Source organism: Sulfitobacter sp. 1A15258, from assembly GCF_043557045.1.
Lineage (GTDB): Bacteria > Pseudomonadota > Alphaproteobacteria > Rhodobacterales > Rhodobacteraceae > Sulfitobacter > Sulfitobacter faviae.
This window is the reverse complement of sequence record NZ_JBIFFK010000001.1, coordinates 429,603-455,317: the sequence shown is the minus strand read 5'-3', so window position 1 is coordinate 455,317 and position 25,715 is coordinate 429,603. Positions and strand designations below refer to the sequence as shown.

The 25,715-nt window shown below is 58.2% G+C and carries 33 protein-coding genes; 12 read left to right on the top strand and 21 right to left on the bottom strand.

All coding sequences use genetic code 11. The features are described from left to right. Window positions 1-163: 163 nt before the first annotated feature. A complete protein-coding gene (locus ACGYK9_RS02335; RefSeq protein ID WP_276154896.1) occupies window positions 164-1,066 on the top strand; it encodes an arginase family protein in 903 nt (300 codons plus the stop codon). Between the two features lie 1,038 nt (window positions 1,067-2,104). On the opposite strand, the gene ACGYK9_RS02330 is transcribed toward ACGYK9_RS02335, so the two are convergent. Continuing rightward, a complete protein-coding gene (locus tag ACGYK9_RS02330; RefSeq protein ID WP_209219817.1) occupies window positions 2,105-2,956 on the bottom strand; it encodes a cation diffusion facilitator family transporter in 852 nt (283 codons plus the stop codon). A gap of 17 nt (window positions 2,957-2,973) precedes the next feature. Here ACGYK9_RS02330 and ACGYK9_RS02325 point away from each other — a divergent pair, with 17 nt between their 5' ends. After that, a complete protein-coding gene (locus ACGYK9_RS02325; protein ID WP_247744756.1) occupies window positions 2,974-3,363 on the top strand; it encodes a helix-turn-helix transcriptional regulator in 390 nt (129 codons plus the stop codon). Between the two features lie 268 nt (window positions 3,364-3,631). On the opposite strand, the gene ACGYK9_RS02320 is transcribed toward ACGYK9_RS02325, so the two are convergent. From ACGYK9_RS02320 to ACGYK9_RS02245, 16 genes are all read right to left on the bottom strand, one after another. Next, window positions 3,632-6,187 (bottom strand): NAD-dependent epimerase/dehydratase family protein, encoded by a 2,556-nt coding sequence (locus tag ACGYK9_RS02320; RefSeq protein WP_394408099.1) that lies wholly within the window; start codon window positions 6,185-6,187, stop codon window positions 3,632-3,634. A gap of 217 nt (window positions 6,188-6,404) precedes the next feature. Next, window positions 6,405-7,133 carry a cytochrome c biogenesis CcdA family protein gene (locus ACGYK9_RS02315; protein WP_394408096.1) on the bottom strand — a complete coding sequence of 243 codons (729 nt, stop codon included), beginning with the start codon at window positions 7,131-7,133 and terminating at the stop codon, window positions 6,405-6,407. After that, on the bottom strand, window positions 7,126-7,617 hold the full coding sequence (locus tag ACGYK9_RS02310) for a hypothetical protein (RefSeq protein ID WP_394408093.1): 492 nt from the start codon (window positions 7,615-7,617) through the stop codon (window positions 7,126-7,128). The genes ACGYK9_RS02315 and ACGYK9_RS02310 overlap by 8 nt, the downstream gene beginning before the upstream one ends. Beyond that, the gene (locus ACGYK9_RS02305) at window positions 7,605-8,243 is read right to left on the bottom strand and encodes a hypothetical protein (RefSeq protein WP_394408090.1); all 639 of its coding nucleotides are present in this window, start codon (window positions 8,241-8,243) and stop codon (window positions 7,605-7,607) included. Before ACGYK9_RS02305 ends, ACGYK9_RS02310 begins: the two co-directional genes overlap by 13 nt. Then, window positions 8,240-8,887, bottom strand: a complete 648-nt coding sequence (locus tag ACGYK9_RS02300) for an SCO family protein (RefSeq protein ID WP_093743407.1) — start codon at window positions 8,885-8,887, stop codon at window positions 8,240-8,242. The genes ACGYK9_RS02305 and ACGYK9_RS02300 overlap by 4 nt, the downstream gene beginning before the upstream one ends. 54 nt (window positions 8,888-8,941) lie before the next feature. Further along, a complete protein-coding gene (locus ACGYK9_RS02295) occupies window positions 8,942-9,241 on the bottom strand; it encodes a hypothetical protein (RefSeq protein ID WP_394408087.1) in 300 nt (99 codons plus the stop codon). A gap of 299 nt (window positions 9,242-9,540) precedes the next feature. Beyond that, window positions 9,541-10,056 (bottom strand): TlpA family protein disulfide reductase, encoded by a 516-nt coding sequence (locus ACGYK9_RS02290; protein WP_394386321.1) that lies wholly within the window; start codon window positions 10,054-10,056, stop codon window positions 9,541-9,543. Then, window positions 10,053-10,631 carry a DsbE family thiol:disulfide interchange protein gene (locus ACGYK9_RS02285; RefSeq protein WP_394408084.1) on the bottom strand — a complete coding sequence of 193 codons (579 nt, stop codon included), beginning with the start codon at window positions 10,629-10,631 and terminating at the stop codon, window positions 10,053-10,055. The genes ACGYK9_RS02290 and ACGYK9_RS02285 overlap by 4 nt, the downstream gene beginning before the upstream one ends. After that, entirely contained in the window at window positions 10,628-11,104 is a 477-nt protein-coding gene (locus ACGYK9_RS02280; RefSeq protein WP_394408081.1) for a c-type cytochrome, read from the bottom strand. The genes ACGYK9_RS02285 and ACGYK9_RS02280 overlap by 4 nt, the downstream gene beginning before the upstream one ends. Continuing rightward, window positions 11,101-11,238, bottom strand: a complete 138-nt coding sequence (locus tag ACGYK9_RS02275) for a hypothetical protein (RefSeq protein ID WP_394422374.1) — start codon at window positions 11,236-11,238, stop codon at window positions 11,101-11,103. Before ACGYK9_RS02275 ends, ACGYK9_RS02280 begins: the two co-directional genes overlap by 4 nt. A gap of 16 nt (window positions 11,239-11,254) precedes the next feature. After that, a complete protein-coding gene (locus ACGYK9_RS02270) occupies window positions 11,255-11,749 on the bottom strand; it encodes a DUF411 domain-containing protein (protein WP_394408075.1) in 495 nt (164 codons plus the stop codon). Further along, window positions 11,746-12,693, bottom strand: coding sequence for a WD40/YVTN/BNR-like repeat-containing protein (locus ACGYK9_RS02265; RefSeq protein WP_394408072.1), 948 nt, complete (start codon window positions 12,691-12,693; stop codon window positions 11,746-11,748). Before ACGYK9_RS02265 ends, ACGYK9_RS02270 begins: the two co-directional genes overlap by 4 nt. Before the next feature lie 98 nt (window positions 12,694-12,791). Further along, window positions 12,792-13,220: a hypothetical protein gene (locus tag ACGYK9_RS02260; protein ID WP_205570872.1), complete on the bottom strand. Its 429-nt coding sequence runs from the start codon at window positions 13,218-13,220 to the stop codon at window positions 12,792-12,794. A gap of 54 nt (window positions 13,221-13,274) precedes the next feature. Next, window positions 13,275-14,222 carry a cation diffusion facilitator family transporter gene (locus ACGYK9_RS02255; protein WP_394408068.1) on the bottom strand — a complete coding sequence of 316 codons (948 nt, stop codon included), beginning with the start codon at window positions 14,220-14,222 and terminating at the stop codon, window positions 13,275-13,277. 118 nt (window positions 14,223-14,340) lie between these two features. Continuing rightward, window positions 14,341-14,775, bottom strand: coding sequence for a CBS domain-containing protein (locus tag ACGYK9_RS02250; protein WP_120351831.1), 435 nt, complete (start codon window positions 14,773-14,775; stop codon window positions 14,341-14,343). Between the two features lie 97 nt (window positions 14,776-14,872). Then, window positions 14,873-15,340, bottom strand: a complete 468-nt coding sequence (locus tag ACGYK9_RS02245) for a DUF411 domain-containing protein (RefSeq protein WP_394408063.1) — start codon at window positions 15,338-15,340, stop codon at window positions 14,873-14,875. Between the two features lie 451 nt (window positions 15,341-15,791). Here ACGYK9_RS02245 and ACGYK9_RS02240 point away from each other — a divergent pair, with 451 nt between their 5' ends. Then, window positions 15,792-16,424 carry a tyrosine-type recombinase/integrase gene (locus ACGYK9_RS02240; protein ID WP_394374508.1) on the top strand — a complete coding sequence of 211 codons (633 nt, stop codon included), beginning with the start codon at window positions 15,792-15,794 and terminating at the stop codon, window positions 16,422-16,424. A 94-nt stretch (window positions 16,425-16,518) separates the two neighbouring features. Here ACGYK9_RS02240 and ACGYK9_RS02235 read toward each other — a convergent pair whose 3' ends face one another. Then, a complete protein-coding gene (locus tag ACGYK9_RS02235) occupies window positions 16,519-16,998 on the bottom strand; it encodes a GNAT family N-acetyltransferase (RefSeq protein WP_394408060.1) in 480 nt (159 codons plus the stop codon). 320 nt (window positions 16,999-17,318) lie between these two features. Next, window positions 17,319-17,660 carry a winged helix-turn-helix transcriptional regulator gene (locus tag ACGYK9_RS02230; protein ID WP_394408057.1) on the bottom strand — a complete coding sequence of 114 codons (342 nt, stop codon included), beginning with the start codon at window positions 17,658-17,660 and terminating at the stop codon, window positions 17,319-17,321. 106 nt (window positions 17,661-17,766) lie between these two features. On the opposite strand from ACGYK9_RS02230, the gene ACGYK9_RS02225 reads away from it, so the two are divergent. The 5 genes from ACGYK9_RS02225 to ACGYK9_RS02205 are packed head-to-tail and all read left to right on the top strand — an operon-like array spanning window position 17,767 to window position 21,336. After that, on the top strand, window positions 17,767-18,696 hold the full coding sequence (locus ACGYK9_RS02225) for a ring-cleaving dioxygenase (RefSeq protein WP_394408054.1): 930 nt from the start codon (window positions 17,767-17,769) through the stop codon (window positions 18,694-18,696). Continuing rightward, window positions 18,693-19,397 carry an alpha/beta hydrolase gene (locus ACGYK9_RS02220; protein WP_394408051.1) on the top strand — a complete coding sequence of 235 codons (705 nt, stop codon included), beginning with the start codon at window positions 18,693-18,695 and terminating at the stop codon, window positions 19,395-19,397. Before ACGYK9_RS02225 ends, ACGYK9_RS02220 begins: the two co-directional genes overlap by 4 nt. Window positions 19,398-19,408: 11 nt before the next feature. Continuing rightward, window positions 19,409-19,708 (top strand): GNAT family N-acetyltransferase, encoded by a 300-nt coding sequence (locus ACGYK9_RS02215; RefSeq protein WP_394408048.1) that lies wholly within the window; start codon window positions 19,409-19,411, stop codon window positions 19,706-19,708. 13 nt (window positions 19,709-19,721) lie between these two features. After that, the gene (locus tag ACGYK9_RS02210; protein ID WP_394408045.1) at window positions 19,722-20,699 is read left to right on the top strand and encodes a pirin family protein; all 978 of its coding nucleotides are present in this window, start codon (window positions 19,722-19,724) and stop codon (window positions 20,697-20,699) included. Window positions 20,700-20,745: 46 nt separating this feature from the next. Next, entirely contained in the window at window positions 20,746-21,336 is a 591-nt protein-coding gene (locus tag ACGYK9_RS02205; protein ID WP_394408042.1) for a hemerythrin domain-containing protein, read from the top strand. A gap of 277 nt (window positions 21,337-21,613) precedes the next feature. Here the strand turns inward: ACGYK9_RS02205 and ACGYK9_RS02200 are convergent, their stop codons facing one another. Then, entirely contained in the window at window positions 21,614-22,318 is a 705-nt protein-coding gene (locus ACGYK9_RS02200) for a MauE/DoxX family redox-associated membrane protein (protein ID WP_394422372.1), read from the bottom strand. A gap of 100 nt (window positions 22,319-22,418) precedes the next feature. Further along, window positions 22,419-22,937: a DUF305 domain-containing protein gene (locus ACGYK9_RS02195; protein WP_394408036.1), complete on the bottom strand. Its 519-nt coding sequence runs from the start codon at window positions 22,935-22,937 to the stop codon at window positions 22,419-22,421. A 98-nt stretch (window positions 22,938-23,035) separates the two neighbouring features. Here ACGYK9_RS02195 and ACGYK9_RS02190 point away from each other — a divergent pair, with 98 nt between their 5' ends. The 4 genes from ACGYK9_RS02190 (at window position 23,036) to ACGYK9_RS02175 (ending at window position 25,708) form a co-directional block, all read left to right on the top strand. Continuing rightward, on the top strand, window positions 23,036-23,308 hold the full coding sequence (locus tag ACGYK9_RS02190; protein WP_394408033.1) for a metal-sensitive transcriptional regulator: 273 nt from the start codon (window positions 23,036-23,038) through the stop codon (window positions 23,306-23,308). Window positions 23,309-23,488: 180 nt separating this feature from the next. Further along, window positions 23,489-23,869 carry a hypothetical protein gene (locus ACGYK9_RS02185; RefSeq protein WP_394409433.1) on the top strand — a complete coding sequence of 127 codons (381 nt, stop codon included), beginning with the start codon at window positions 23,489-23,491 and terminating at the stop codon, window positions 23,867-23,869. An 82-nt stretch (window positions 23,870-23,951) separates the two neighbouring features. Further along, the gene (locus tag ACGYK9_RS02180; protein ID WP_136720347.1) at window positions 23,952-24,245 is read left to right on the top strand and encodes a hypothetical protein; all 294 of its coding nucleotides are present in this window, start codon (window positions 23,952-23,954) and stop codon (window positions 24,243-24,245) included. Then, window positions 24,245-25,708 (top strand): TolC family protein, encoded by a 1,464-nt coding sequence (locus ACGYK9_RS02175; protein WP_276153990.1) that lies wholly within the window; start codon window positions 24,245-24,247, stop codon window positions 25,706-25,708. Before ACGYK9_RS02180 ends, ACGYK9_RS02175 begins: the two co-directional genes overlap by 1 nt. Window positions 25,709-25,715 lie beyond the last annotated feature (7 nt).

Below are 25,715 nucleotides of genomic sequence, written 5' to 3'. Positions count from 1 at the left end.
GGTTCTCGAAACAGTTTTACGTACCCATACAAATATTAACGGGCCCTTTTCATCACTTTTCAAAAACTCAACAAATGCAGCTCAGAGCGAGAGCTGCCATTCGCTGCGCCAACCACCGAGGTCTGCAATGCGGACTTTTCCGACTTCCAATTTATCAGTATGAATGGCCGCTTTCGGTATTGCTCACCAGATTGACAGTTTTCATGATAAGATGATGAAACCAATCGAAGTGATACTTGCGCCGTATCATGGCGGCGTGCGAGGGGTCCGCGTAGGTGGTGGGCCAGTCCGCCTAATGGAGTTGGGCCTGACTGAAGATTTGGAACGCGCGGGCATCGAAGTCAGCGTATCCGACTTGGGCCAGATTCCCGAATGCGAAGGTGAGCTGGGACGCGCATTCGAGATCAAGAGACGTGTCGCATGCATCGTATCCGAGGCAATCCGCGCGGGGCGCTTTCCGCTGGTGCTGTCGGGAAATTGCAACGCAGAGGTTGGCACATATGCTGGACTTGGAAGCCCTGATGTCCCTGTGGTCTGGTTCGATGGCCACACTGACTTCTACACCCCAGATGACATCGATCAAGGTTACTTCGATAGTATGGGAGCTGCCACCTTGACGGGGCAGTGTTGGAAGCGATTGGCAAACACCGTCCCGGGATTTGTTCCATTGGCCCCACATCGCCTGATCTATTGCGGCTCCCGCCATCTGGAGGTTAGGCTTTTGCAACGCCTCTCTGCGGCTGGTGTCTCAATGGTCGAGGGCGGGACTCGCAGTTCACAATCTTTCGCCGAGAGACTTGGGAATTTACTTCCAAGAACCTCGGAAGAGGCGCTAATTCATCTTGATATGGATTGTGTTGATACATCTGTGGGGATGGCGAACGAGTATTCCGAACCGGGCGGGCTTTTGCGAGAAGACTTACTGGCCTGTCTTGATCAAATTGTCGCCCGCTGTGAACCGCTTGCATTAACCGTAGCTTCTTACGATCCGGGTCAGCCTGGAAGCGACCAGATCGGCGAACTCGCAATCGCAGCAATCAAACGGGTTATCGGACTTCACAAGTAAGACCATCGCTCAGCAAAGCAGCCATTCACAAGAAGTGCAGCATCCGGCAGATTAGGCTCGTTCCTGCCATTAGCTGCATCGAGCACTGAGGCCGGCTTTGCAGGACGAATCGGGCATGGCAGCATTGCATTCTTGTCGCTTGTATTCGGTTCAGCTCCACATATGTAAAAGACAGCACGGTCCTGCAAACTGGAGTATTCACCAATGAAAAAGATCGATGTAAAAAAGGACTACAACCGGACAAAGTTTCTGATCATTGCCATGGTGGCACAGATTGTCGTGGTGTGGATTGTCATGGCAATCTATCTGGCGTGGTTGAACTGACTACCAAATCGTGAACCGGGCTGTGCAAGTTGGTTTCCTTAGAACCGCGATGGCGGGAAATTGGAAAGGCGTGACACCTCGAATGCACAAACTGATGCCCGCAACCCGTACAACTCCTTGAATTTATCGATTGGCAACAGCTAATATTCATTGCTGAAGCCGTCGCTGGTGAATCGCGCAACATCAGGCGCTTTGGGCTGATTGTGTAGAAAAACCCTCCTGCAGCGCGCTGAAGCCGATTTCGGCAAAGCAAAATTCCAAAGTATGGAAATTTCAACGTCACACCGGGTCTCTATTGGCTCATCGGAGAACAGCTCCCCACATTTTAGAAGTTTGCAGTTGCAGCAAATAGTTTTTCAACGGAATGGGCTCACTGCCGACCTTCGCTGCACTTGCAAACGAAATCAGCGTCAAACCGGAGGGCGAGCGGCGGCACTGCGGACCTTCCTGCCGTTTGCTGCTGTTGCTCGCTCAGTGCTGCGACTGCGAAGGCCGCCGGAAAGAAGGGCGGAGAGCTGTCGTTGATCTCAACCGCGAAAAGATCGCTTTACAGAGGAAGAAGCGGCCATTCACAGCCGTTTGATCATGTAATATAATCTGGGGTCTGCATTAAGTTTAGCTGAGCGCAGAAAGCGAACTTTGCGACTTCTTGTTCATTTTCCAACGCCGGGCATTGATGAAGGGAGCTGCGGACTCTGGTTCTGAACCGCAGGCTCAGTCGGCGTCCTTCAGATCACTCATTGCATCGCGGATTATCATCCACGAGGAATGAAGGAACAGACCAGCGATGGCGAATGCAACAATCAGATCAGGCCAAGCACTCCCAAGCCATGCTACCATGCCGGCGGCGATCACCACAGCGAGATTGCCGATTGCGTCGTTGCGAGAGAACAGCCAGACGGCCCGCATGTTGGCGTCGCCTTTGCGATGTTTCAAGAGCGGCAGCACTGCAAGGATATTCACGACCAACGCGCCGAATGCGAAGGCTCCCATCAGTCCAGCGTCTGGTGTTGCCTGGTTGAGAACGCGCCAGATCGTGCTGCCAACCACCCCAAGCCCCAAGAGCCCAAGAAAGACGCCTTGGACCATCGCCGAACGCGCACGCCAAGTCAGGCTCCATCCGATGGCCAGAAGACCCAAGAAGGTAATTGCGCCATCCCCCAAGAAATCGAGTGCGTCGGCTTTCAGCGCCTGCGACCCCGACAGAAATCCACCGAACATCTCGAGCACGCCGTAGCCGAGATTGAGCAGAACCACGATCCAAAGAGCATGGCGATAGCTTGGGTCCTTGTATGCCGGGTCGGTTGATGTGTCGCCATCCTCGATCTTCTCGAAGCCATATCCCGTAGCATCCAAGGCCGGTTGCACCTTGGGCAGGTCGCCCTCCGCAATCCGCAGGGTAATGACGTGGGTGGCGGTAGATACCTTTACATCGCCCTCGGCCACCCCCGCAGATCGAGCCGCACGTTCAATCTCGGCCGCATCCTTGGCGCAGTCCATGCCCTGCACACGCATCTTGATCAGCGAAGATGCTGTGGGCAACGTGTTGTTATCAGTCTGACACATGTGCGATCCTACTGGGAATGGCGAACTATACGGTCGCCGCCGACGTATCAGTGGATAATGATGTGACTGAGCAAGAACTTCAAGACGATCTTTCGGCATCAGATACTCTGGCGCTGAGGGCAAAGCTCTTCCGGGGCCTTGGTGATCCAAGTCGTCTGGCGATCCTGGATGCGCTGTTGTCAGACGAACGCAACGTGCAGGAAATCGTCGCTAATACAGGGTTGGGGCAACCCAATGTTTCAAATCATCTACGCTGTCTGCTCGAGTGTGGGCTGGTCAGCCGCCGCAGCGAAGGTCGGTTCGCTCGGTATCGTCTCGCGGACAGCCGAGTTGTCGACCTCATCCGGGATGCCGATGCGCTACTGGCTTTAACTGCCTTTCGTGTTGATGCTTGCCGAAGCTATTGAGGCTAACCATTTCGTTTTAGCGGCGACATCATTGGCAGACCCGTTAACGGAACAGACAGAGTGCTGTGCCGATGCAAGTCACTTGGTGCCCAAGCTGGCCGCAATGCTCGCGTTCGCGAGACAGCACTATTCGCCCCTCTGGGAACAGCCCTTCCCAGACTTACTCCATCCACGAGAGGATGTGTTGCGGCTATCCGAGACCGAAAACGCACATGTCTCTAATAGAAATATCATTGCCGCTATGGCCAGACTTGAGTTTGTTCTGAAGTCAGATGATGTAGCGATCCCAAGTCCCGTAGTGTTCCGAACTTCGCTTGCCGCGCGGCAAGCTCAGTGCAAGTAGAGCGAGGCCTGAAGAGACCCCGACGAGACTGCCCGCCAAAGTGCCCCCGCCAAGCAGCCAAGGTGCCAGGATGAGCCACAGACCAAAACCTAAATTGAGGAACCGCAGCGGCCGTGCGACCTCAGCCCAAGCTATGACAGCTGTGGTAAGCACCAAGGCACCGACGAGGTGATCGCTCCCCGCCAATGGCATCTCATTGTCAAAGATACCCCGGGACAGCATGAGGAATACTCCAATGGCGGCGCTCACTCCCAACGTCCACGGCACCGTGACACCGCGAGCGGCCTGCCGAGCAATCTCGCTTGGCCGCTCATCAAAAGACATGCCACCGCCCTTTGTTGAACCCGGCAATGCGTCTCCCCGAAAAAATGCCCGCCAAAAAGGGCGGCCACGACGGGTATTCCAGACCATGAATTGCACCATGGCCACAATCTCATCCAGCGAAAACGGGATCATGATCAGCATCGCAGCTGCGGCGAGCAGGCAGATCGTGCAATAGGTCCCAATGGCGATTGGCTGGTTGATGATGAAGTAAATGCTGATCACTCCCAGCGGCCCAACCACAATCCCGAAGAGCGCCACCATCCATGGCATCGTGCGCCACCGCATCCGGCTGCCCATTACACCCATCAAAATTTCAAACATATAGCTCATCGCGCCTAACCCGCCGTCGGCGATTGGCCAGGCTTTGGAAACATCGGAAGTGACAATGTATTCGCTGCCGTTCAGGTTCGATGGCGACGAAAAGAACGGCTCCCAGATCCCGTCGATATGACCGAGTTGATAAGCCGAAAGGATGCGAGAAAGTAGAAAGCCGACCACCCCGAGCGCAATGATCGGAAGACGCTGCACATAGGTCGACGGGCAATAGGTCCAACCCGGAGGGATGTCCCCGTCATCCATCATACCTTCTCGCGACATGCCGGGCATCATTGGTATCAGAATGGTTAATGCGACTACCAGCGCGCCAATCAGCGTATCATTGGCATAAACTGCCGGATCTGGGGTCCAGAACACCAGTGGCGCGGCGAGCAACCATACGCCGAGCGCCGCATTTGCCCATTGCGCCCAACCGTTGCCGGGCTTCATGGAGAAGAAGGCAAGCGCTGTGATTGCCAATCCCGTGAACACGTTGTTCCACGCCGTGAGCCAGCTGCGCATCGAGGCCGCCCAAAGCCCGCGATCTTCAGTAACGCGCTGCACCGCTGCGCTGAATTCAATTTGGTCAAAGGTGCCGAAGACTGACGGTGCAGTGGCAAGCCAAAGCCCCAATGCTGCAACCAACCAATGCACCCATAGCATCTGAAAATGCATCATCTGCATATTTTTGTCGTGTTCGCGCACCGCGCTTTCCCGATCGGCGGCAGTGTCGTTCTCCACTTCAGAGGCATTATCTTCGGCCGCCTGCTCGACTTTGGACGCTGACACACGCGCGGCGTTCACGCCGTTATCCTCATACCAGCGATAAGGGTCGTCCTTCAGCCCTCGCAGCATCTCAGGCATGTCTTCGCGCAGGCTGTGTTTTGGGGTCCAGTCCAGATGTTCATTGGCCTGCGATAGATCAAGTTCGTAGTGATCGCTTGAAATATCCACCATCCACGCGCGAATGAAGGCATCCTCGCCGAATATACGGTTTTCTACCCATGCCCCGAGTTTGGCCGCTTTGGGTGGAATGTTCCAGGTCACCCAATCCTCGCCGTGCAGTTCACGTCCGATTAAACGTTGCAAGTCGCCGAAGGGGATCGGTTCCGCCTCGCCAAGCAGAACCGGGAAGACATCGGGCAAGTTTTCACGGCGGTCGACGATACGTTCGATGGCGTCAAGCAAATCGTCGCGATGTAAAAACGCCTGTCCGCGGGACAGATCACCGGGATACACCTTTCCGCTCAGGCGTTTCTCATAAATGCGTGCAATCTGGTGGGCAAGGAAGGTCGAATGCCCCTCATTGTCGTAAATCCCGGCCGGCCGGAGGAGAACAAGCTTCTCACTTCCCTTTTCCTCATGCAGCATCGCTTCGGTTCGAATTTTCGAGGCGCGGTAGGGCAGTTTGGGGTCCAACGGCGCACCTTCATCTATCGGCACGCCGGGCGTGGTCGGCGCATGGGCCAGCATCGTGGAGGTGAATACGAACTGTTCAAGGTCGAAGTCTTGAAGCCCTTTGAGAAGGCGCTTGCTCCCCTCGACAGTCACCGCGTCATAAGCAGGGTGATCCTCCCCGCTTAAATCAAAGAAAGCTGCCAGATGAATGCACGCGGCGATGCGATCGCCATAGGCCAGTCGCAATCTGGCCAAAGCTTTATCGACGCTGGCCTGGTCAGTAATATCAAAGCAAATACACTCGGCCTGATGCGGGGGATGAGGCGGTGAATGGCGGTCCAGTCCAACGACACGGTATTTTTCGTGCAATCGTTTGACGACCGCCGCCCCGAGGTATCCGCTTGAACCGGTGACGACGATGACTGGCTTGTCGGACTCCTTCATTGCCAGTCTCCTGCTTTACTTGCGCAGATACTTAACCAACGCTGCGATCACCAAAATGAGGATCACGATGATCAAAAGCCAGCCGATCCCCATCCCAAACATCATCCCGCCGCCCATCATATCACCGTCCATCATCTTACTTCCCTATCTATGCTGGTAAAAACTAACCCTATAAGAGGACAATCACTTTCCAACCCTGGAGGGTTCCAAATAAAATTCAGCCGATCTGTCCCAGCATCGGGAAGGTTTCCAGGAGCCACCAAGAGAAAGCGCTCAGCTGTCCGGTCATCATAGTGAGACCCATAACGATCATAATCCCCCCCGCCACCTGATGGAGCCGTCGCCCGACAGAGCTGATGGCACGCAGACGGGCCGCAACCTGATCCGTAAAGGCCGCAACGATGAGGAATGGCACTCCAAGGCCAGCGGAGTAGACACTCAACAATCCGATCCCTTCAGATACTGTGGCGCTGGCAGCACTTGCTGTCAGGATCGCACCCAGGATCGGTCCGATACACGGGGTCCATCCAAAGCCGAAAGCAAGACCCAGAACGTAGGATGCCACCGGCTGCCCGCCGGGAAGGTCAATGTCGAAACGCATGTCACGTTCCATGGCCTGAATGCGCGCGGCCCCGAGCATGAACAGCCCAAAAAGGATTACGATTGCGCCGCCAATCAGGTTTAACTCGAACCGCCAACGCAGGAGCACTTGCCCCAGAGCTGTTGCCGAAGCCCCGAGCCCTATGAAAATCGTCGAAAACCCCAATACGAAGCAGAAGCTTAACCAAACCGCTTGTTTGCGGCTGCGATGCGCCCCAGTAACCCCAGTTCGTCCCGCGATATAGGAGACATAGCCCGGCACCAAAGGTAAGACGCAAGGTGACACAAAGGAGATTATCCCGGCGAGCAAAGCCGCTATGAGCCCGAGAGAGGAGACATCAAGCATCAGGCACGCCCACCTTGCGGGAGGAATGCCTAACCGCGCCGAAGTAGGCCGCGAGGGGAACGAAGATCCATTGCAACATGGGGGTTAGCCCGGCGTCGATGATCGGAATGACCGGCATGATCTCGCGGTAGGCCCATGCTTCGCGCACTTCGATATTTCGCCATTCGCTGAAAACCGTGTAGCCAAGCCCCACCACCAACATTGCGCCTAAAACAGGATATACCCGCCTCTGCGGCCAAGAGCCGGTGCCAAAGAAGAACAGGGCAAGCAATAGGCTGCTCATGGCGATCAGTAGATCGCCTCCGGTGCAATGCACCGCAGCAAAGATAATCTCACCCCACGTCCCCTCAACCCAGATGGTGTAAAGTGGAATATGTCCTGCCTCCCAAATGAGATGCCCCAGGAAGGTGATTACGGCAAAAAGCCGAAGTGCGGAAAGCCAATGGGGTCCCGTGATCGTGCTGTAAGATTTCATAAGAACCATCCAGTCATTCGCTGCCAGAAGCTGGGTTCAGCATGAGGATGGGTGTTGGTCAGCCCATTGATATAGAGCAAGAGGTTAAGCGGCTCAAAATCAGCGCCGTGAAAAATGCCGACCTGCTGGCCTGCGCGGTTCAGCAGATGGACCTGAGGGGTTAGGTCTTTCCGTTCGCTTACCCCAGCGAGAGCAGCGTTTGCATGACTAAGTTTTTCAGGGTCTGGCGTCCGCGCGAATATCCTGTTCTGCGTAGCGGGACCGCTTTGCGGCTCGTCGCTAAGGGTAACAAAGACCACCATATCGCGCATCGCGCTGGAGTTGAGCGCAGTGAGCGTTTCGGTGAGCGTAGCTTGTTGTGCCTCACAAGGATCGCCACAACCTTCGGGCACAAAGCTCAGAACCACGATCTTTCCCCTCAAAGCATTGAGGGATGTGCTTTCATGCGCCGCCCCTATCCAAGCGAGGTCTGGTGCGTCGCCGGGCAAGATCGGTTCGAAGGCGGCTTCCTTGGCAGCCATCACCTGATTAAGGTTCTCACCCGGATGATCGGCAAAAACCGGTGAGGCCAAAAGTAGGCTGGCAACAAGTAAGAGGGCGCTGCGCCATGTGGTGGGGGTGTATTTTTGGGTCATTGGGTCCGTTTCTCTTTCGCGATACGCATGGAGATTTGTTCGGCCATCTCCTCAGCTGGTTGCGCGCTTTCAAGAAAAACAGCGTCAAACTCACCCTTGCGGTTCATCAGGTAAATATGGCCGGCGTGGGCCATCATGTATCCGTGGGGCGCCGTTTCTGCGGGAATTTTCTCGTTGTAAACCTTGAAGGCCTCGGTCGCCTCGGCGATTTGGTCCTCGCTTCCGGTCAACCCGATCAGATTCGGGTGAAAATTCGCGACATACTCCTTCAGAACCGAAGGCGTATCGCGCTCTGGATCGACCGTCACGAAGAGCGGAGCAATCTCATCAGCTTCAGGGCCCAGCAGTTCCAGCACGTTACCCATATATGCCAAGGTGGTTGGACAGATATCTGGGCAGTGGGTGAAGCCAAAAAACACAAGCTGCCAGCGGCCTGCGTAGTCCTTTTGGCTAACGACCTGACCGTTGTGGTCGAGCAACGAGAATTCTGAACGGATGTCAGCGTCGCCGCGATAGACTGCTTGGCCGGCAGGAACGTGGTCCGGGCGCAGCAGGGCAAGGCCCGCAACAAGCACGGCGGCAGCGATAGCACTCGCCCACAGGGCAATGCTTAGCCGACGACGGGCCGGCGTAATCTTAGTCATGATACTTCTTTCAATAGAATGATCCGCCCGCCAGTCAGACGGGCGGACCGAGGTTCAGCCCTTTTGATCTTCGCCATGCGCAGAATTCATGTGGTCGGTCATGGACTGCATCATCTCTGTGCAGGCTTCCATCATCGGCCCCATATCAGACATCATTTTCATCATGGGCATCATGGCTTCCATACCCTTCATGCCTTCCATGTTTTTCATGCCGGACATCTCGCCGTTCATGCTGTGACCTTCGGCCATCGGCATATCGCCCGCTTCTGGTTTTGCATCTTGTGCCTGAGCGATGGGAGCGGCCAACATCATGCCGGTCAGGGCAGCAGCGGTGATTTTCATTTTGTAAGTCATGTCAGTTCCTTCTTGGGTTGAGAATTAGTCTGTCGTGGTGTCCGGCTTGGTTGTCGGATCGTTTTTGGCGCAGCCGGCAGAGCCGCCGCGCATGCAAAGCCCCAGAGCGCACATAGCGGCACAAGGAGCGAGGCTAAGGATCAAAGGTGCCGCACCAACAGCAGTCAGCCAGTCCCAGTTGAGCGCAGCGCCGCCACTGATAGCGGCAAAGCCAGTCAGCATGAGGGTCTGTCGCCGCGAAGGCACGGGGATCGCACTTGCTGACCTATCGTTGTTTGAAATTTGGGTCACTGTTGGGTTCATCCTTTTGAAATGACGTGCTTGATTTGAGAGATTACCGCCGGGCTGTCCCAATCGGCCGGTCCCACTTTGCGGGCGACTTCGCGGCCTTCGGCGCTAACAAGAAGTGTCGTCGGTAAGCCGACCACGCCAAGAGCCATCATCGCCCTCAATTGATCCGAGGCGTAGAGAGCAAGATGCTGAATGCCGATGTCGGAATAGAATGCGCGGACGGTGTCGAAACCACCCCGGTCGATCGACAAGGCGAGCACATGAAACTCTGGCCCGCCAAGCTTTGCCTGTAGTCTGTCGAGGGTTGGCATCTCATCACGACAAGGGGCGCACCATGTCGCCCAGATGTTGAGCAACACCGTGCGTCCCCGGAAATCTGCCAAAGTCAGGTCCCGGCCCCTCCCGTCGGTGATCGGCGGCGAGAGCATTGGTAAGGGCGCGTTGTGCTCGGCCATGACCGGACGCGCCGCAGCCGGCGTGGCCCCGAGCGCCAGTGCGCCGCCAAGAAAACCGCGCCGCTTCATGCCCCCTGCTCCTGTTGCAAACGCCGCACCACTGGAAGAATGTCGTTTTCCAGAGAGTGCCGGTTGAAGGGGCCAACATGTTTGTAAGCAATGCGCCCTTTTGAATCGACCACAAAGGTTTCCGGCACTCCGTAAACGCCCCAGTCAATAGAGGCCCGGCCAGAGCTATCCGCACCGATCCGGTCATAGGGATCGCCGAGTTCTGCGAGAAACCTGCGTGCAGCGGCTGGCTTGTCCTTTAGATTGATGCCGTGGATTGACACGCTGCCGGTCTGAGAAAGCTCCACCAGCAGCGGCATCTCGACCCGGCATGGCACGCACCAGGAGGCCCAGACATTTACGAGTGAAACTTCGCCGCGGAGATCTGATGTCGACAAGCCGTTTTCGCGTCCTTCGATTGGAGGCAAATCAAACTCTGGGATGTCCCGGCCGATCATGGTGCTCGGAAGGCTGTCTTCATTGTTAAACAGTCCCCATAGGAAAGCCGCCGCGATGGCCGCGAAGACCGCCGCAGGAAGCGCGGCGATCAGAAGGGACCATCGCCACTTGGGCGCAGCTTGATCTTGGTTGCTCATGATCCTTCCTCGTTCTTCGAGGTGATCTCGGCCTGATAATTGCGTTCACGCTCGGGCCATGTGCTCTTGATATAGCCAAGGATCGCTGTGATTTCCGCGTCACTCAGAATGCCCTCGAACACGGGCATGTCGCTTTCATAACCCGGCACGACCGAGGCCAGCCCGTTCTTGGTAATGTCGAAAAGCTGCTGATCGGCATGGTGCCATGTATGGCCCGTTTCATCATGCGGCGGCGCAGGAATGCGACCATTGTCGAGCCGCCTGCGCCAGTCCGGTTGGCCCTCGAGGTCTGCGCCGTGGCAGGAGGCACAGTTCTCCGCATAGAGGTCAGCGCCCTGATCGAGCATTTCCGCATCCACAGGCACGCCAAGCACGGTGAGCGCCGGGGGGGCGTCTTCCTTCCCCCCGGCCCAGACAGCAACCGCAGCGGCGCCCGTGATGCCAACCACAGCGGCTACGATCAACGCTCTCATGCCGAGCGACTCAGGTATTTGACCAGAGCCAACACGCCCAGAACCAGCACCGCCAGCACCAAAAGGAACAACAGGCCGCAGCCGATCATCATTCCGGCCGACATCGGCCCATTCATCATAGATCCGTTCATCATTTCCATCATTCCATCCTCACTCATTTGAATACACGGCCACGCCGTCCTCGCCGAAGGCATAGGTCTTGAGGGTGCCACTCTTGCCCGCCATGCCGGGTGCGTTGCTGGGCATACCCGGCAGCGTAATGCCGGTGATCTCGGGGCGTTCAGACGTTAGGCGTTGAATGACCTCCACAGGGACCACACCACTGATGTAATAGCCATCGACCTCAGCGAGGTGGCAACCGAGCCCCTGTTCTGGCACGCCAACTTCGACAGAACGCTTGTCAAAATCGCGGTCGTCAATGCGGGTGACATGATAACCGTTTTCTTCTGCATAATCGGCATAGGCGTCACAGCAGCCACAGGACGGATCGCGCCAAATGGTCATCTGGCGGTCAGCCGGAACGGTGATCGCAGCGGTATCCGTGTCAGGCGCTCTGTCGCTTTCGGCCATGCCGAAGGTGGCAAAACCAATGATGCCGGCGGCTGTGATTGCGGCAACCGTGCCGAGGGTGAATTTACTGTTCAATTCTTGTCTCCTTCAAAGATGTCGAGAGTGTCGAACGTCAGGCCGCCATCGCGGCTGACAGAAAGATTGCCGTCGCGAACGACGGTCAGACGCTGAGGATCGGCAGGATCGACAGCCAGTGCGTCGATTTTTCCATCAGCAACCAGCGACCAATTCACCCCTGCGTCTGCCGAAGCCCAAAGGCCACTGTCGAGGCCCACGTAGAGTTGCTCCGGTGCTTTGGGCGAGAGCGCGAGATGTGGGACAGGCTGCCCTACAGGCAGCGGTGTCGTGGGCGGCAGCGCTTTACCCTCGACCAGAGCATCCATGGCATTACCCGCCGTCACATCCTGCCAGCGACAAAAGCAATCGGGCACGCGGGTCAGTCCTGCCTCAGTTCCGGCATATAGCCAGATGCCGCCCATGCCAGTCGGATTTCCCACAGAAACGAGCGTGAGCACCTCCTGCTCGGCTCCGTTCAGATAGGGCCGGTCCATCACGAACTCCCAGCTTTCCCCGGCGTCTTCGCTGCGCCAGAGCCCGTCACCCGCAAGCGCAGCATAGAGCAAATCTGGCTCAAGGGCCGCTTGGGTCAGAGCAGTAACCCGGACTGGAGGCAAACCTGCACCTGCGTTGGTCCACGTGCGCCCGCCGTCGCTGCTGCGCAAGAGACCGGTTGGCTCGACCGCCGCAAAGAGACTGCCCGAAGCCTCGGGGTGGCTGGCGATCGCGGTGACTGTCTGATCAAGTGGCCGTTCGCTTATTTGATTTGCGGTGGAGACGCGCCAGAGAGCATGCTCAGACGCGACGATCAATAAGTTGCCGTCGTATCCGAGGGCCCGGATCGAAGCCCCCTGAGTGGTTGCATATGACACATGAGGTAGGGTCAGCGCCGCACCCATGGCGGCGAGTCCGCTGGACAGCATGCGTCTACGCGAAATATCGCGCGATTGATAAAGTGACATGAAGGTCGTTCCCGAAAGTGACGGATAAGGTCGATCGCTCTGCCATCGCTTGGCAGCAGACAACGCGAGACCGGGCCGTCACGCTTCGGTGCGGCCGGTCAACTCAGGAAGGTGGTTCTTGGTGGGAAAGGATCAGACCCGGGATTAAGCCCGGCAAGGCTGAGATCCGCAGGCGCAGGCATGAAGAAGCGCTGAATGCTCTCTATGGGTGACTGATGCATCTGCGAAAAGATAAAGACAGGTGCCGTGCAATCGATGTCGCAGACAACCTCGCTCTGCTCCCCCGGCAAACAAGCTGCGCAGGCTTCTTCCTCATCACTTGTCGAGGATGCGGTCATGCCGGACATCTCCATCGACATGTTCGCCGCCGCCAGATCATGCGCCAACACACCCGTTAGCAGAACGAGTGATAGGCAGAACGTGGCAAGGCGAAGCAGAATGCGCATGACGGTGATATAGGAGCACGTCGTTGAAATGTCGATCCTTGGTCGAAAAAGGAAAGCGGAAGAATGGCGGAATGCGCTCATATGGGCGGGACGCTGCTCAAGGCGGCGCGCAGCCTTCGCGAGTTCGGCTGCCGCTCAATCTGTGCCGGTTCCTTCGCCTTTACTCTTTCGCCGATCCGCATGACCGAACAGTGATGCATTCTCATGCGCATTGCCGAGGGTTTCAAACTCAAGGCTTGAATGGGTGATGCCAAAGTCGTCTGCCAATATTCCTTTGAGGGTATCTTTTGCAGATTCAAGGTCCTCGAGACCTGTTCCCTCCAAAACCACATGACAATCGAGTGCGACCTCATGTTCCTGCATTTGCCATAGGTGAACGTGATGCACATCGCGCACACCCTCGACGTTCGTCATCGCTTCAACCACCGCACCCGCATCCATGTCAGGCGGGCTGCCCAGCATCAGCATACGTATAGGATCGCCGATCTCAGTTAGAGCGAGGTATAGGATATAAAGGGCAATGCCGATGGTGATGGCCGGATCAACCCACCGAAGATCGTAAAGGATGATCAGGATGCCGCCGATGATTACGGCAACTGAAGCCAAAGCATCCGATAAATTGTGCAGGAACAGCGCTCTGATGTTCACGCTGCCCTTTTGCATTGAGTAGGTCAGCAGCGCCGTAAGAATGTCGACTACAAGCGCGACCCCGCCCAAAATCACGACAGTCCAACCCGCCACTTGCGGCGGGTCAATCATGCGCATCCCGCCTTCATAGATCAGGTAAAGCCCGACAAGGATAAGCGTGGTGTAGTTGATCAGGGCGGCAACGACTTCGATCCGGCCATAGCCGAAGGTCATGCGTTCATCCGCTGGACGTCGCGCGATTTTTCGGGCGACGAAGGCGATAACCAATGAGGCCATGTCAGAAAAGTTATGCAGCGCATCAGCAATAAGCGCCAGCGAACCGGCGAAAATCCCGCCGACGATCTGTGCCGCCGTAAGCAGTGCGTTCGCCCAAATCGCAATGGATACCCTGCGATCACCATTCTCGGGATCAATATGGGCGTGATCGTGAGCCATCGGCCGCGCCTCTTTCTGTTGGCCTGATTAGAACGCGGTCCAACACCGCGTTCTAATCTTTTCCATTGGCAAAAACGGAAAGCCCTTATCCGGATGAACCGTTGGGCTCATTGAGCTGTCAGCAGCAGCCCGATTTCTCCTTGGGTTGCGAAACTTCTTCCACCAACTCCGCGGTCTCCGCCCCGCTGGCCTCTCGGGCGACGTCCGCTTGGGCGACGACGCCACAGCATTTACCACTTTCGTCGGTGACCACACTACGCCGAACCTGTTTTTCTTCCATCTTGTTGCAACAGCTTTCAACGTCGTCGTCAGCAGACACGGTCAGAAGGTCGTTCGACATGATTTCTGAAACCGGCGTCTCGACCGTCTTGCCCTGCGCAACGGCACCACAGCAGATATCGCGGTCCGTCACGATGCCAACGGGCTCACCGGCATCATTAAGCACCGGAATGGAGCCGACAGACTTTTCAGCCATAAGGGTTGCCGCTTCCTGAATCGAAGTGTCGGGGCCGCAGCAGGTGGGATTGCTTGTCATGATGTCCTGAACTTGCATCATCTTACTCCTTGCTTTGGTTGACAAAGTGCAAACCAAAAGACGGACGCTGAGGTTCCTGTCACCTTTTTTTTCAGCAAGTTCCAGCGCAGTGTCCTCACGCGGGGTCGTAATGTGAAAACACTTTTGTGCTGCCGTCCCGGGAGATTAGAAAGACCTCATAGGCTTCGCGTTCATCTTCTGGCCCCATACCTGGTGAGCCATAGGGCATCCCCGGCACGGCAAGGCCGGTGGCATCGGGGCGCTCGGCCAGCAGTTTGCGGATGTCGGCGGGGGGGACGTGACCTTCGATCATATAGCCTTGGATCTCGTCGGTGTGACAGGAGGTCATATTCTGCGGGATGCCGCTGTCCAACTTGTGCCGGGTCAACAGCGTCCCAAAGCTGCGTTCAGTGGTTACGTCAAAACCGTCTTTTTCCAAGATGTCGATCCAAGCCGAACAGCAACCGCAATTAGGATCTTTCATCACGTGGATGGTGGGCTTTTCTTCAGCCCGAACCGCAAATGGCGCAGCGACGAAAAAGCTCGCGGAATAGGCCAGCAGGCGGCGGCGTGTGAGGGTCATGTGAAGTCCTTCCAAGGAAACAAACTCTGGTAGCGTAGAGTGTGCAGTATGTATCGCGGCGAGTTGGTTCGACCAGCTCCTCCGCGCAGCACGGCCGAAAAAGAGCAGGCGCAGGATGTCGAGTGTCACTTCACTTTCGCGCCTGTATCACGGTGCTGCGGCAAACGGGAGCAAGGTCCGCTGAATGGATCATGGGAGCCGATCATGCTGGGCAACGCATCAGTGTCTGCTTTAGGTAAGCTGCGAAGCAGCATGTAGATGGAGTGCGGACGGCAGGTTTGGGCCATCCTTTTCGGATCACCTTATGCTGAAACTGCGATGGCCTCCGACCCTTGCGCGGTCAGTTTGGGCTCACTGCGGACCTCGGAGGCAGCGCAGCATCATGTGATATGATGTCTTGTCAACGTCGGGTTGTCGATGTGGGAGGGCGTGGTGGATGGGAGGATCCATCATGGAAACATCAAACTTACCGGCCATCCGCGCCTTGCGCCCAGCCTGGAACAAAGGCCGGATCGTCGGCCAGAAAAGGCCGCTCAAGCCCAAACACGTCTGGGCGATCAGGGTGCGGCTGGAATTGGCCGAGAACCACCGTGATCTGGCCCTCTTCAATCTTGCCATCGACAGCAAGCTGCGCGGCTGCGATCTGGTGAAAATGAGGGTGGTCGATGTTATGGCATCCGGCCAAATCAAGGAACGCGCGTCGGTTCTTCAGAGCAAGACCCAGAAACCTGTGCGCTTCGAAATCTCCGAAGGCACCCGTGCATCGCTGGTAAGATGGATGCGGGAACCGCTGATGGTCGGATCCGAATACCTCTGGCCTGGGCGTTTTCACGAACGGCTTCACATCTCTACCCGCCAGTACGCGCGCATTGTGCGTGACTGGGTGACATCCATTGGTCTGGAGGCAAGCGCCTATGGCACGCACTCGATGCGGCGAACGAAAGTTACGCAGATTTACAAGAAAACAGGCAACCTGAGGGCGGTCCAACTGCTGTTGGGTCACACCAAGATGGACAGCACTGTCAGGTACCTCGGCGTCGAGCTTGAAGATGCGCTGGTGATCGCCGAAGCTATCGAAATCTGAAGGCTTGGGCCGTCGTCACGGACGGCCCAGTGCCGCCATTCGCACCTGGTGCGGCGGACGGCCGGAACGAGCCCAAACCGTCTATCACAGATGGTTATGGCTTGCCCTCGAATGCCAGAGCATTTGATTTCAGATCGTCCGGCGTAAACCTGAAAATCGTCATCTCGTCTACGCTATAGGCGCCAAGGCTTCTGTAGAATTCGATGGTGGGTTTGTTCCAGTCCAGAACCCCCCATTCCATCATCTCGCAGTTTCTCTCGAGGGCAAGAGAGCAAAGATACCCCATAATGATCTTGCCAAGACCCTGATGGCGGACTTTCGTATCCACGAAGAATCCATCGATATAGATTCCTGACCGTCCAGTAAATGCAGATGACTTCTGGCAAAAATAGGCAAAGCCCGCAATTTCGCCCTTGTAGTATCCAAACAGCGCCTCGCCCAGTTTTTCATTCAGAAGCCGTTTGATCTGAGGCTCAGTTGCCGTGATCTTGTTCGACATCTTTTGATAGGCGCCCAGTTTTTTCATGTATTCGACAACAAGCCCCGCATCATCCGGAGAAGCGTGTTGGATCATGAAATTCGGATTGGATGTCGCTATTTTCTGCACAGTTTCATTCTCCCATACCTGTGTTTGCGAAGGTAAATGTCCTGCTAGTCATAGCAAGTCAGAAGATGTCTGCTTTGTCCGCACTGCCGACCTTCAGTCTCCGAAAATGCTGCAAGTGGCACGAATGGCCGCTTAGACGGGCCGCAACGCAGCGTACCGAATGACTGACGAACGGCAGCTAAGGGCCGAAAGCACCAATAAGTGCCAACTCAAAAGTTGCTGCGATTCCCGTTGCTAAGGGTTTTGATAGATTGATTGACCCGATTTACTCCGGTTTTTTTACGCACTTAGACTTTAATCCTTTCAAGACTCTTCAGCACTGCATGCACGGCAAGGCCTGTTTCAGTCAGCCCATAGGTCACCTTGGGCGGAATGGTATTCTCCTGTTCGCGCCAAACCAGCCCATCGGCTTCCAACTCCCGCAGGCGGGTGGTCAGCACCTTGGGAGAGATGCCGGTGATCTGGCGTCGCAACACACCGAAGCGGCAGGCACGCTGATCGCCTAACACGTAGATCACATGGGTTTTCCATTGTCCCCAGAGCTTGCGCAGCAGCGTGTCCGCCGCGCAGGGGATATCAACTGCGTCCCGGTCCCCGGGGCCGGGTGCCTTTTTCTGGGTGGTTTCCATTTGGTAACGACTTTCACTTGGTAACTCTCGCCTTACATAAGTTCCCAACCGACCGACACAATAAGCCGGAAGCGCTTCGCGCCGCTGGCATCGAAAGGAGAGCACCATGTCCCAAGGCACTTCCCGAGCCATCCCCGGCCTGCACCACGTCACCGCTATCTCCGGCCCGCCGCAGGACAACCTTGACTTCTGGGTGCGCACCCTCGGGCAGCGGCTGGTCAAACGCACCGTGAACTTCGACGATCCCGGCACCTATCACCTTTACTACGGGGATAAGGACGCGGCGCCCGGGTCGATCATGACATTCTTTCCATTCGTAGATGCAGGCCCGGGGCGCGCGGGGCCCGGCATGACGTCGGCGGTGGCCTATGCGATCCCCGACTTGGACCGGCGCATGGGGGAACTGGCGGAGGCCACCATCGACTTCGAAGGACCTTTCGATCGCTTCGGCGAACGCGCCATCGCGCTGCGTGACCCCGACGGGCTGCGGGTCGAGGTGATCGAAGGCGGCGCGCGGGACGAGGGGTTTCACAGCGTGACCCTTTGGCTTGAAGAGGTCGCGGCCACCGCCGCTGTGCTTGAGGCAATGGGCTACGTGCGCGAGGGCGAGGAGGCCGCCGCCACGGGCGGCACCGGCGGGACGGAGACCCGTATTCGCTACCGCTCGACCGAACCCGAGCGTGGTTCGGCCGTGGACCTAATGACCTCGGACGTTCGTTCAATCGGGCGCTCAGGCGCAGGCACTATCCACCATGTCGCCTTCCGTGCGCGCAACGAGGAAGAGCAGCTGGCATGGCGGGCGCGGCTCTCTGCCGCGGGCCAACAGGTCACCCCGGTCATCGACCGGCAGTATTTCGACGCGATCTATTTCCGCACGTCCGGCGGCGTATTGTTTGAGATCGCCACCGATCCACCGGGATTTGCCGTGGACGAAGACCCGGCTCACTTGGGTGAGGCGCTGAAACTGCCCGAGAAATTTGAGCCTCACCGCGCTCAGATCGAGCAGGTGCTGCCGCAGATCCGGGTCCCGTCGTGAGCGGCCTCGGGGCGGTGACGCGCGGCACCGGTCCGCACGCGGGACAAAGGCTGGTCAGCGCTGGTGCTCCGGTGGAACGCGCACGGCTGGCTCTGGTGATGATCCACGGCCGCGGCGGCGCGCCGGAGGATATGTTCGGTCTGGCCAAACACTTTGCCCTGCAGGATCTCGCCGTGCTGGCCCCGCAGGCGGCCGGGCAGTCTTGGTGGCCGGACAGTTTCCTGGCGCCGCTCACGGCCAATGAGCCGGGGCTCGGCAGCGGGCTGAGCGTCATCTCCTCGCTGCTGGATGACCTGTCTGAGCAGGGTTTCGATCCAACACGCGTGGCGCTGATCGGCTTTTCGCAGGGGGCTTGTCTGGCGTTGGAGGCGGCGGCGCGGCTGGCCTGTCCGTTCCGCGCTGTGGCCGCGCTCTCCGGGGGGCTGGTCGGCACGGGCGAGGCGGGCGGCGTTCCGCGGGCCGACCTCTACGACCGTCCGGCCAAGACCTTCGACTATGCGGGCCGGCTGGCCGATGTGCCGGTGCTGCTCGGTTGTCACGAACGCGATCCGCATATTCCGCTGGCGCGGGTGCAGAAGAGCGCCGATGTGCTGCAGAACATGGGGGCCAAGGTCGAGACGCTGATCCTGCCCGGCGCCGGACATGGTATCGTCGCCGAAGAGGCCGACTGGCTGCGCAGGCAGCTGAACACCGAAATGTAAGGAGAGCACCCATGGACAGCGAGATCGAGATTACCCGCGAAGAGGGCGACAGCAAGGGCCGCTACCTGGCGGTGGTCGACGGCTACGAGGCCGAGATGACCTACTCCCGCCTCGGCGCCCGCGCGATCATCATCGACCATACCGGCGTGCCGGAGGCCCTGCGGGGCCGCGGCGTCGGCGAAGCGATGGTACGCCGCGGCGTAGAGGACGCCCGCGCCGAGGGCCGCAAGATCGTGCCGCTTTGCCTCTTCGCCAAGGCACAGATCGACCGTCACCCCGAATGGCAGGACGTCCTGCAACGAAAAAGCTGAAAGGAGACACGTCATGAGCTGGAGCCCCTGTCCCGACCCAATCCCCGGGGACGCGAAGAGCGTCGATGCGGTGGAGACGTTGATCGTCCCGCGCGCCGTCGATATCGGCGAAATGGAAGTCCGCCGCGCGCTGCCTTCGGACAAGCGCCAGATGGTCGGCCCGTTCATCTTCTTCGACCAGATGGGGCCGGCGGAATTCCTGACCGATCAGGGCATCGACGTGCGCCCGCATCCGCATATCAACCTCGCTACGCTGACCTATCTCTTTGAGGGACAGGTCCATCACCGCGACAGCCTCGGCACCGATCTGGCGATCGAACCCGGCGCGGTAAACTGGATGAAGGCGGGCAGGGGAATAGTCCATTCCGAGCGCACCGCGCCCGAGCGCCGCAAGACCGGCCAGCGCTTGTTCGGCCTGCAAACATGGATGGCGCTGCCCGAGGCGGAGGAGGAAAGCGACCCCGCCTTCCTGCACTACGGCAAGACCGACCTGCCCACGGTTGAGGTCGAGGGACTGACCGCCCGGCTGATCGCCGGATCAGCCTTCGGCGTCGCCTCACCGCTCAAGACGGCCTCGGACACGCTTTACGTCGACGTGACCCTTGCGCCGGGGGCGAAGGCACCGATCGTGGCGAATACCGAGGAACGCGCCCTCTATACCATCCACGGCGGGATCGACGTGGCTGGGGATACCTTCGCGCCGGGGCAGCTACTGGTCCTCCGCCCCGGGGACGAGGTCACCGTAACGGGCGTCGATGACGGCACCGGCGCCCATGCGCGCTTCATGCTCTTCGGCGGCGCGCCGATGGAGGGGCCGCGCTACATCTGGTGGAATTTCGTCTCCTCGCGCCGCGAGCGCATCGAAGAGGCGCGCGAGGAATGGCGGCAGGGTAAGTTCTCGACGGTGCCGGGGGACGAGGCCGATTTCATCCCGGCGCCGGAGGGCAAGCCCAAGATCAAACGGGCGCAGGGAGGCGTCTTCTACCCATGACGTTGCCTCCTGCACCGGCGGTCGACGTTCACGAACAAGGACTTGCATGTCTATCATGACCGAATTTTCTAATCAGCCACTGGATCAACTCAGCCTCGACGAGGCTGCCCGCCCGACAGCGCCGCCGGTGCCGGAGGCGACGGATAGGCACCGTGCTCAGGGGCGACAGCTGGCGGCCATTCATCGGCACTATCTGATGGAGATGGCCCAAATCGGAGCGGTTCTGGCGCGGATCGAAGCGGGGGACAGCCCGCCCGATGACCTCAAGCGGATCGTGCTTTCGCTCGATATGGCAGAGAATTTCCGCGCCTTCGGTTCGCTTTGCGGACGCGAATGCCAAATTCTGAAGTTCCACCACGACATCGAGAGCACCGACATGTTCCCTCGGATCGAGGCGGCGGGTAAAGGCAAGTTCCGTGAGGTCGTCGCCAAATTGAAGGCGGAGCACGCGGTGGTGCATGAGTTGATCCTCCGCCTCGACCGCGCGGCGGACGTATTGACGGAAGATCCGAACGATGCGAATTTCCTTCATGCCGCCACCGCCTTCAGAAAGTTGGAGGAGGTCGTGCGATCTCATTTCAGATACGAGGAAACTGAACTGGCAGAGGCCATCGGTTATTATCTCGGATCGGTCTAACTATTCCTAATGGCCATCACTGCATTATTGAGATCGAAAAGCCTTTCGACAACTTGGAAGGGGCAAGCAATCTTCAATTCAAAAAGACCCTTCGTTTCGCAGCGAACGGCGGCTCCTAATCTACACCAAGGGCGGAGAGCCGCCGTTCGCCGCAAAACGCGCGAACGGCAGCTATGCGAACAAAGCTGAGTCAAGCACTCGTCCCATGCACGTTTGCTTCAGTTGACCATTTCCGCCCTGCTAACTCGTGCTAAGCGCAAGATGCTGCGCCCGACCTTCAGGTAAACATCTTGGCCAACATCACGATGGCCATGCCCATCATCATTAGATTTTCGGACAGGCTCACAAATCCGAGAGGCACGTTCGAATTGCCGCCAACGCAGGCGCATTTTAACTCGCGCTTGTCGATGTAGACGGCCTTGAACACGCTTGCTGCGCCAACCGTGGCTATGAAGAGTGCGGCTGGGGCGGCAATTGAGGTTAGCAACATCCCGGTCATCAATACGCCCGCCCCGGTTTCAACCCATGGATAAACGTAGGCATATGGCACCCATTTGCGTGCCAGCAGGTCGTAGTTGAGGAACATCGTAGTGAAGCTTTCGATATCACGCAGCTTCTGCATCCCCAGTAGGATCATTGAGACCGAAATGAACCAACCGAGCGTCTGCCACGTGATCGCGCCGAGAAAGCCGATGGACAGAGCAAGCGCTGTCGCCGCAGCCACGGCAAAGAGATAGATCACCGGTTTGTAAGTGGTCGCCGCAGGTTCATAGTCGGTAAGTTCCTGGCGCAGAGCGTCATAGCCGCCGATGCGTCTCCCTTCGATCCAAACTTGTGGCGTTGTGGGAACATCGTATTGCGCCTTGAACGCGTCGACTTCGGACCGCGCGCGGAATAGGCGGTCATCGACCTCGTAGCCTTTGCGCTCCAAAAGCCATCGCGCCTTCTGCCCTGACGGGCACAGGTGGTTTGGCAGGGCCATGCGGTATAGCACGGCGGTTTTCCCTGTCGCGGATGCGGCTGGGTCAGCTGTTACGTCTGCGACATCGCGGGTGTCACATGGCATGATATGCTCCTTTATCTTAGGGTTTGGTGCGGGGCGTGCCAGGCGCTGCATCCCCGTTCGCTTCGATGTCTTCGATATAGAGCTTCATCTCTTCGATCTCGCTGCGCTGTGCCTCGATGATCGCGTCGGCCAACTCGCGCACGCGCGGATCGGACAGGTTTGCGCGTTCGCTGGTCAGGATCGCGATGGAATGGTGAGGGATCATGGCTTTCATCCAAGCGGTGTCGCCTACCGTATCTTGCGACCGGACCAAGTAGACGCCGGCCGCAAAGGCGATGGCAGCCCCAGTGAAGATCGCAAAATTCGTCTTTCGATTGGAATACATGCCGAGCATGAAGGCGAGCATGATGATTGCCATTACCCCGCCCATATAGAGCGCCATCCACATCCGAGTCTGCGAGAAGAAGACATGGTCAAGGGCATAAGTGTTAAGATACATCAGGCCATACATCACGACCGTCGAGGTGCCGATCATCGCAAAGAACCGACCATAGCCGCTGCTTGTTCTATCGTCGTGCTTATTCTTTGAATCCATTGTATTGTCCTCCTAAATTGCCAATGTGTGCCTTCGTTTTATACCCATATGGGGTATATTATCCGGTTGGCAACAAATCTCAAATGGAGCGCCGCCTCATGAAGGCTAACAAGGAAAAGACGCTGGACCGCCTATCACGGCTCGAAGGACAAGTGCGCGGCATCGCGAAAATGGTTGAGGGCGACCGCTACTGCATGGACATCTTAGCACAGACTGCGGCCATCCGATCCGCCGTTCTGGGGGTCGAAAAGCTTGTGTTGGAGAACCACGCCCAGCATTGCGTCGAGGCTGCGATTGCCAGCGGCGACCCGAAAGAACAACGCGCCAAATTTGACGAGTTGATCGGCCTTTTGCAGAAGGCGTCGAAGTAGGCGTTTCGGACCGAATGCCCATCGCGCTCTGGCACCGGAGCCAGCGCCTCTGGCCTCCACTTTGGGTCAGAACGTCAATCCGCTGCCCCGCACTTTAGGCCGTTTTCCGCCAGAAAACCGCAATCCTTCCAGCGCTGGACGCGTTGACAGGCTCTGCGACTTACGACACTGATAACACCTATGCGTGCTCTGGCAAACATATCCAACCTTTGTCGCGTCCTTCTCGGCGTGGTTTTGGCCTGTGGTCTGTTGCTGCTCCCGCCCTCTTCGATTCACGCACAAAGCGGGATGCATGAGAGCGCGCAGGCAGCGCATCACGCGGGCCACCAGATGGCCGCAGCGTCCGAACTGCATCAGGGCGCAGCGGCCATGCTGGACCAGACAGAAACACCAGACAGTTTCGAAGGCGAGCCTTGCTGTGGTGGTATCTGCCTGACGGCGGCGCTGACCACCTCGCAGGACGCGAAAATGACGGCTGCGCGATCCGTTGAATACACCAGCGTGTCCCATTCTGTCGCCTCTGGCCAACCCGCTGGTCAATTGCGTCCGCCTCGAGCCTGAGTTGATCCCGGCCGACTAACGGCCTTTGCATCCGCGGCGTCTGGCTGCGGGTAAGATCACCTTATTCTCAGGCAAAAAACCAATGAAATTACCACTGATTGCAGGGGCGATGTCCCTGACCCTTGGGGCTTGCGCCACGACGCTCCCCCCATTTCCAGACGTCACTGCCGCCTATGTGCAGCAGCCCACGCCTCTGCCCGAAGTCGCCGCGATGACCGCCGCCGACAACAGCACGCGCGGCAGTGCCACGACCGCCGAAGAGCAACCCTTTGCAGGCTACCGGCGTCGCGGCGTGGTGGAGCCGCTCGATTGGCGACGGTTGAACGCTGAACAGGCACCTATGCAAGGGATGGATATGCAGGGGATGAACCACTGATGCGTTGGAAATTGAAAACCGCCGCCGTCATTACACCACTGATCTTGGGCGCCTGCACGGCAACGGACCTGCCGGTGAGTTTCTCGGCCCGTGATGCTGGCTTTGCCACCGTGGAGGCACGCACCTCCAAGGCCATCGGCAAGCGCACCGTCTGGGCGCAGTCGCAGGCCGAGACCGTCGCGGCCTCCAAACAGGTCCGCGCCATGGTGCAGGGTAAAACGATCAGTGCCGAAACCGCTGTGCAGGTCGCGCTTTTGAACAACAAGGGGCTTCAGGCGTCCTATGCGCAGATCGGCCTCTCGGCGGCCGAAGCATGGCAGCAGTCCACGCCAGAAAACCCCGTCGTCTCCATCGGCTTGCTGGGCATCGGCGCGCCCGAGGTCGGGCTTTACCGTGCCTTGGAAAGCATGATCGCCGTGAACCTGCTGGACGCTCGCACCCGCAAACAGCGCATCGCCGCTGCCGAGGCGGAATTCCAGCACGCGCAGATGCAGGCGGTGAGCGACACGCTGGCACTGGCCAATGAAACGCGCGAGGCATGGATCAACGCGGTCGCCGCCTTTGAGGCGGTGGGCTACCTTAAACGTGCTGCCGTCACCACCGATGCGGCGGCGGAACTGGCGCAGCAGCTGGGCAAGACCGGCGCGCTCAACAAGGCCGCACAGGCCCGCGAGCAGGCGTTCAATGCCGAGATGGCCGGACAGCTGGCGCAGGCGCGGCTGGATGCGCAATTGGCTAAGGAACAGCTGACCCGGCTCATGGGGCTCTGGGGGCAGGACGTGGCCTATTATGTGCCCGATGCTCTGCCCCGCGTGCCCAATACGGTCAGCAGCCACAAGGGCATCGAACGGCTGGCGCTCGCCAATCGTGTTGATTTGGAAGTCGCCCGGCTGGGGTTGGCAGCAACGGCCAAGGCCTATGGTCTGACCGATGCCACCCGCACCCTGACCGACCTCGAAGTCATCGCTGGTGCCGAGATCGAGCGTGAGGAAGAGGACGGGGAAGTCGAGACCAGTATCTCACCTCAGGTCGAGTTCGAGTTCGTCATCCCAATTTTCGACAGCGGCAAGGCGCGAATGCGCAAGGCCGAGCTTAGCTATCTTCAAGCCGCCAATGTGCTGGCCGAACGGGCGGTGAACGTCCGCTCCGAAGCCCGGGCGGCGGCCACGGCCTACCGCTCAAGCCACCAGATCGCACGGCACTACTCAGACGTGGTGCTGCCTTTGCGCCGCACCATCGATGAAGAGGCTCTGCTCAGCAACAACGGCATGATCACCAGCACCTTCGATCTGTTGAACGATGCCCGCGAAAAGATCGGAAGCCAGCTTGAGGCAGCCAATGCCAAGCGTGAGTTCTGGCTGGCCTCTGCCGGTCTGACCGCCGCGATCTACGGCGGTGGCAGCGGCGGCGGCGGTGCCGGCGGAGAGACACAGATCGCCGCCAGTGGCGGCGCAGGACATTGAGACAAGG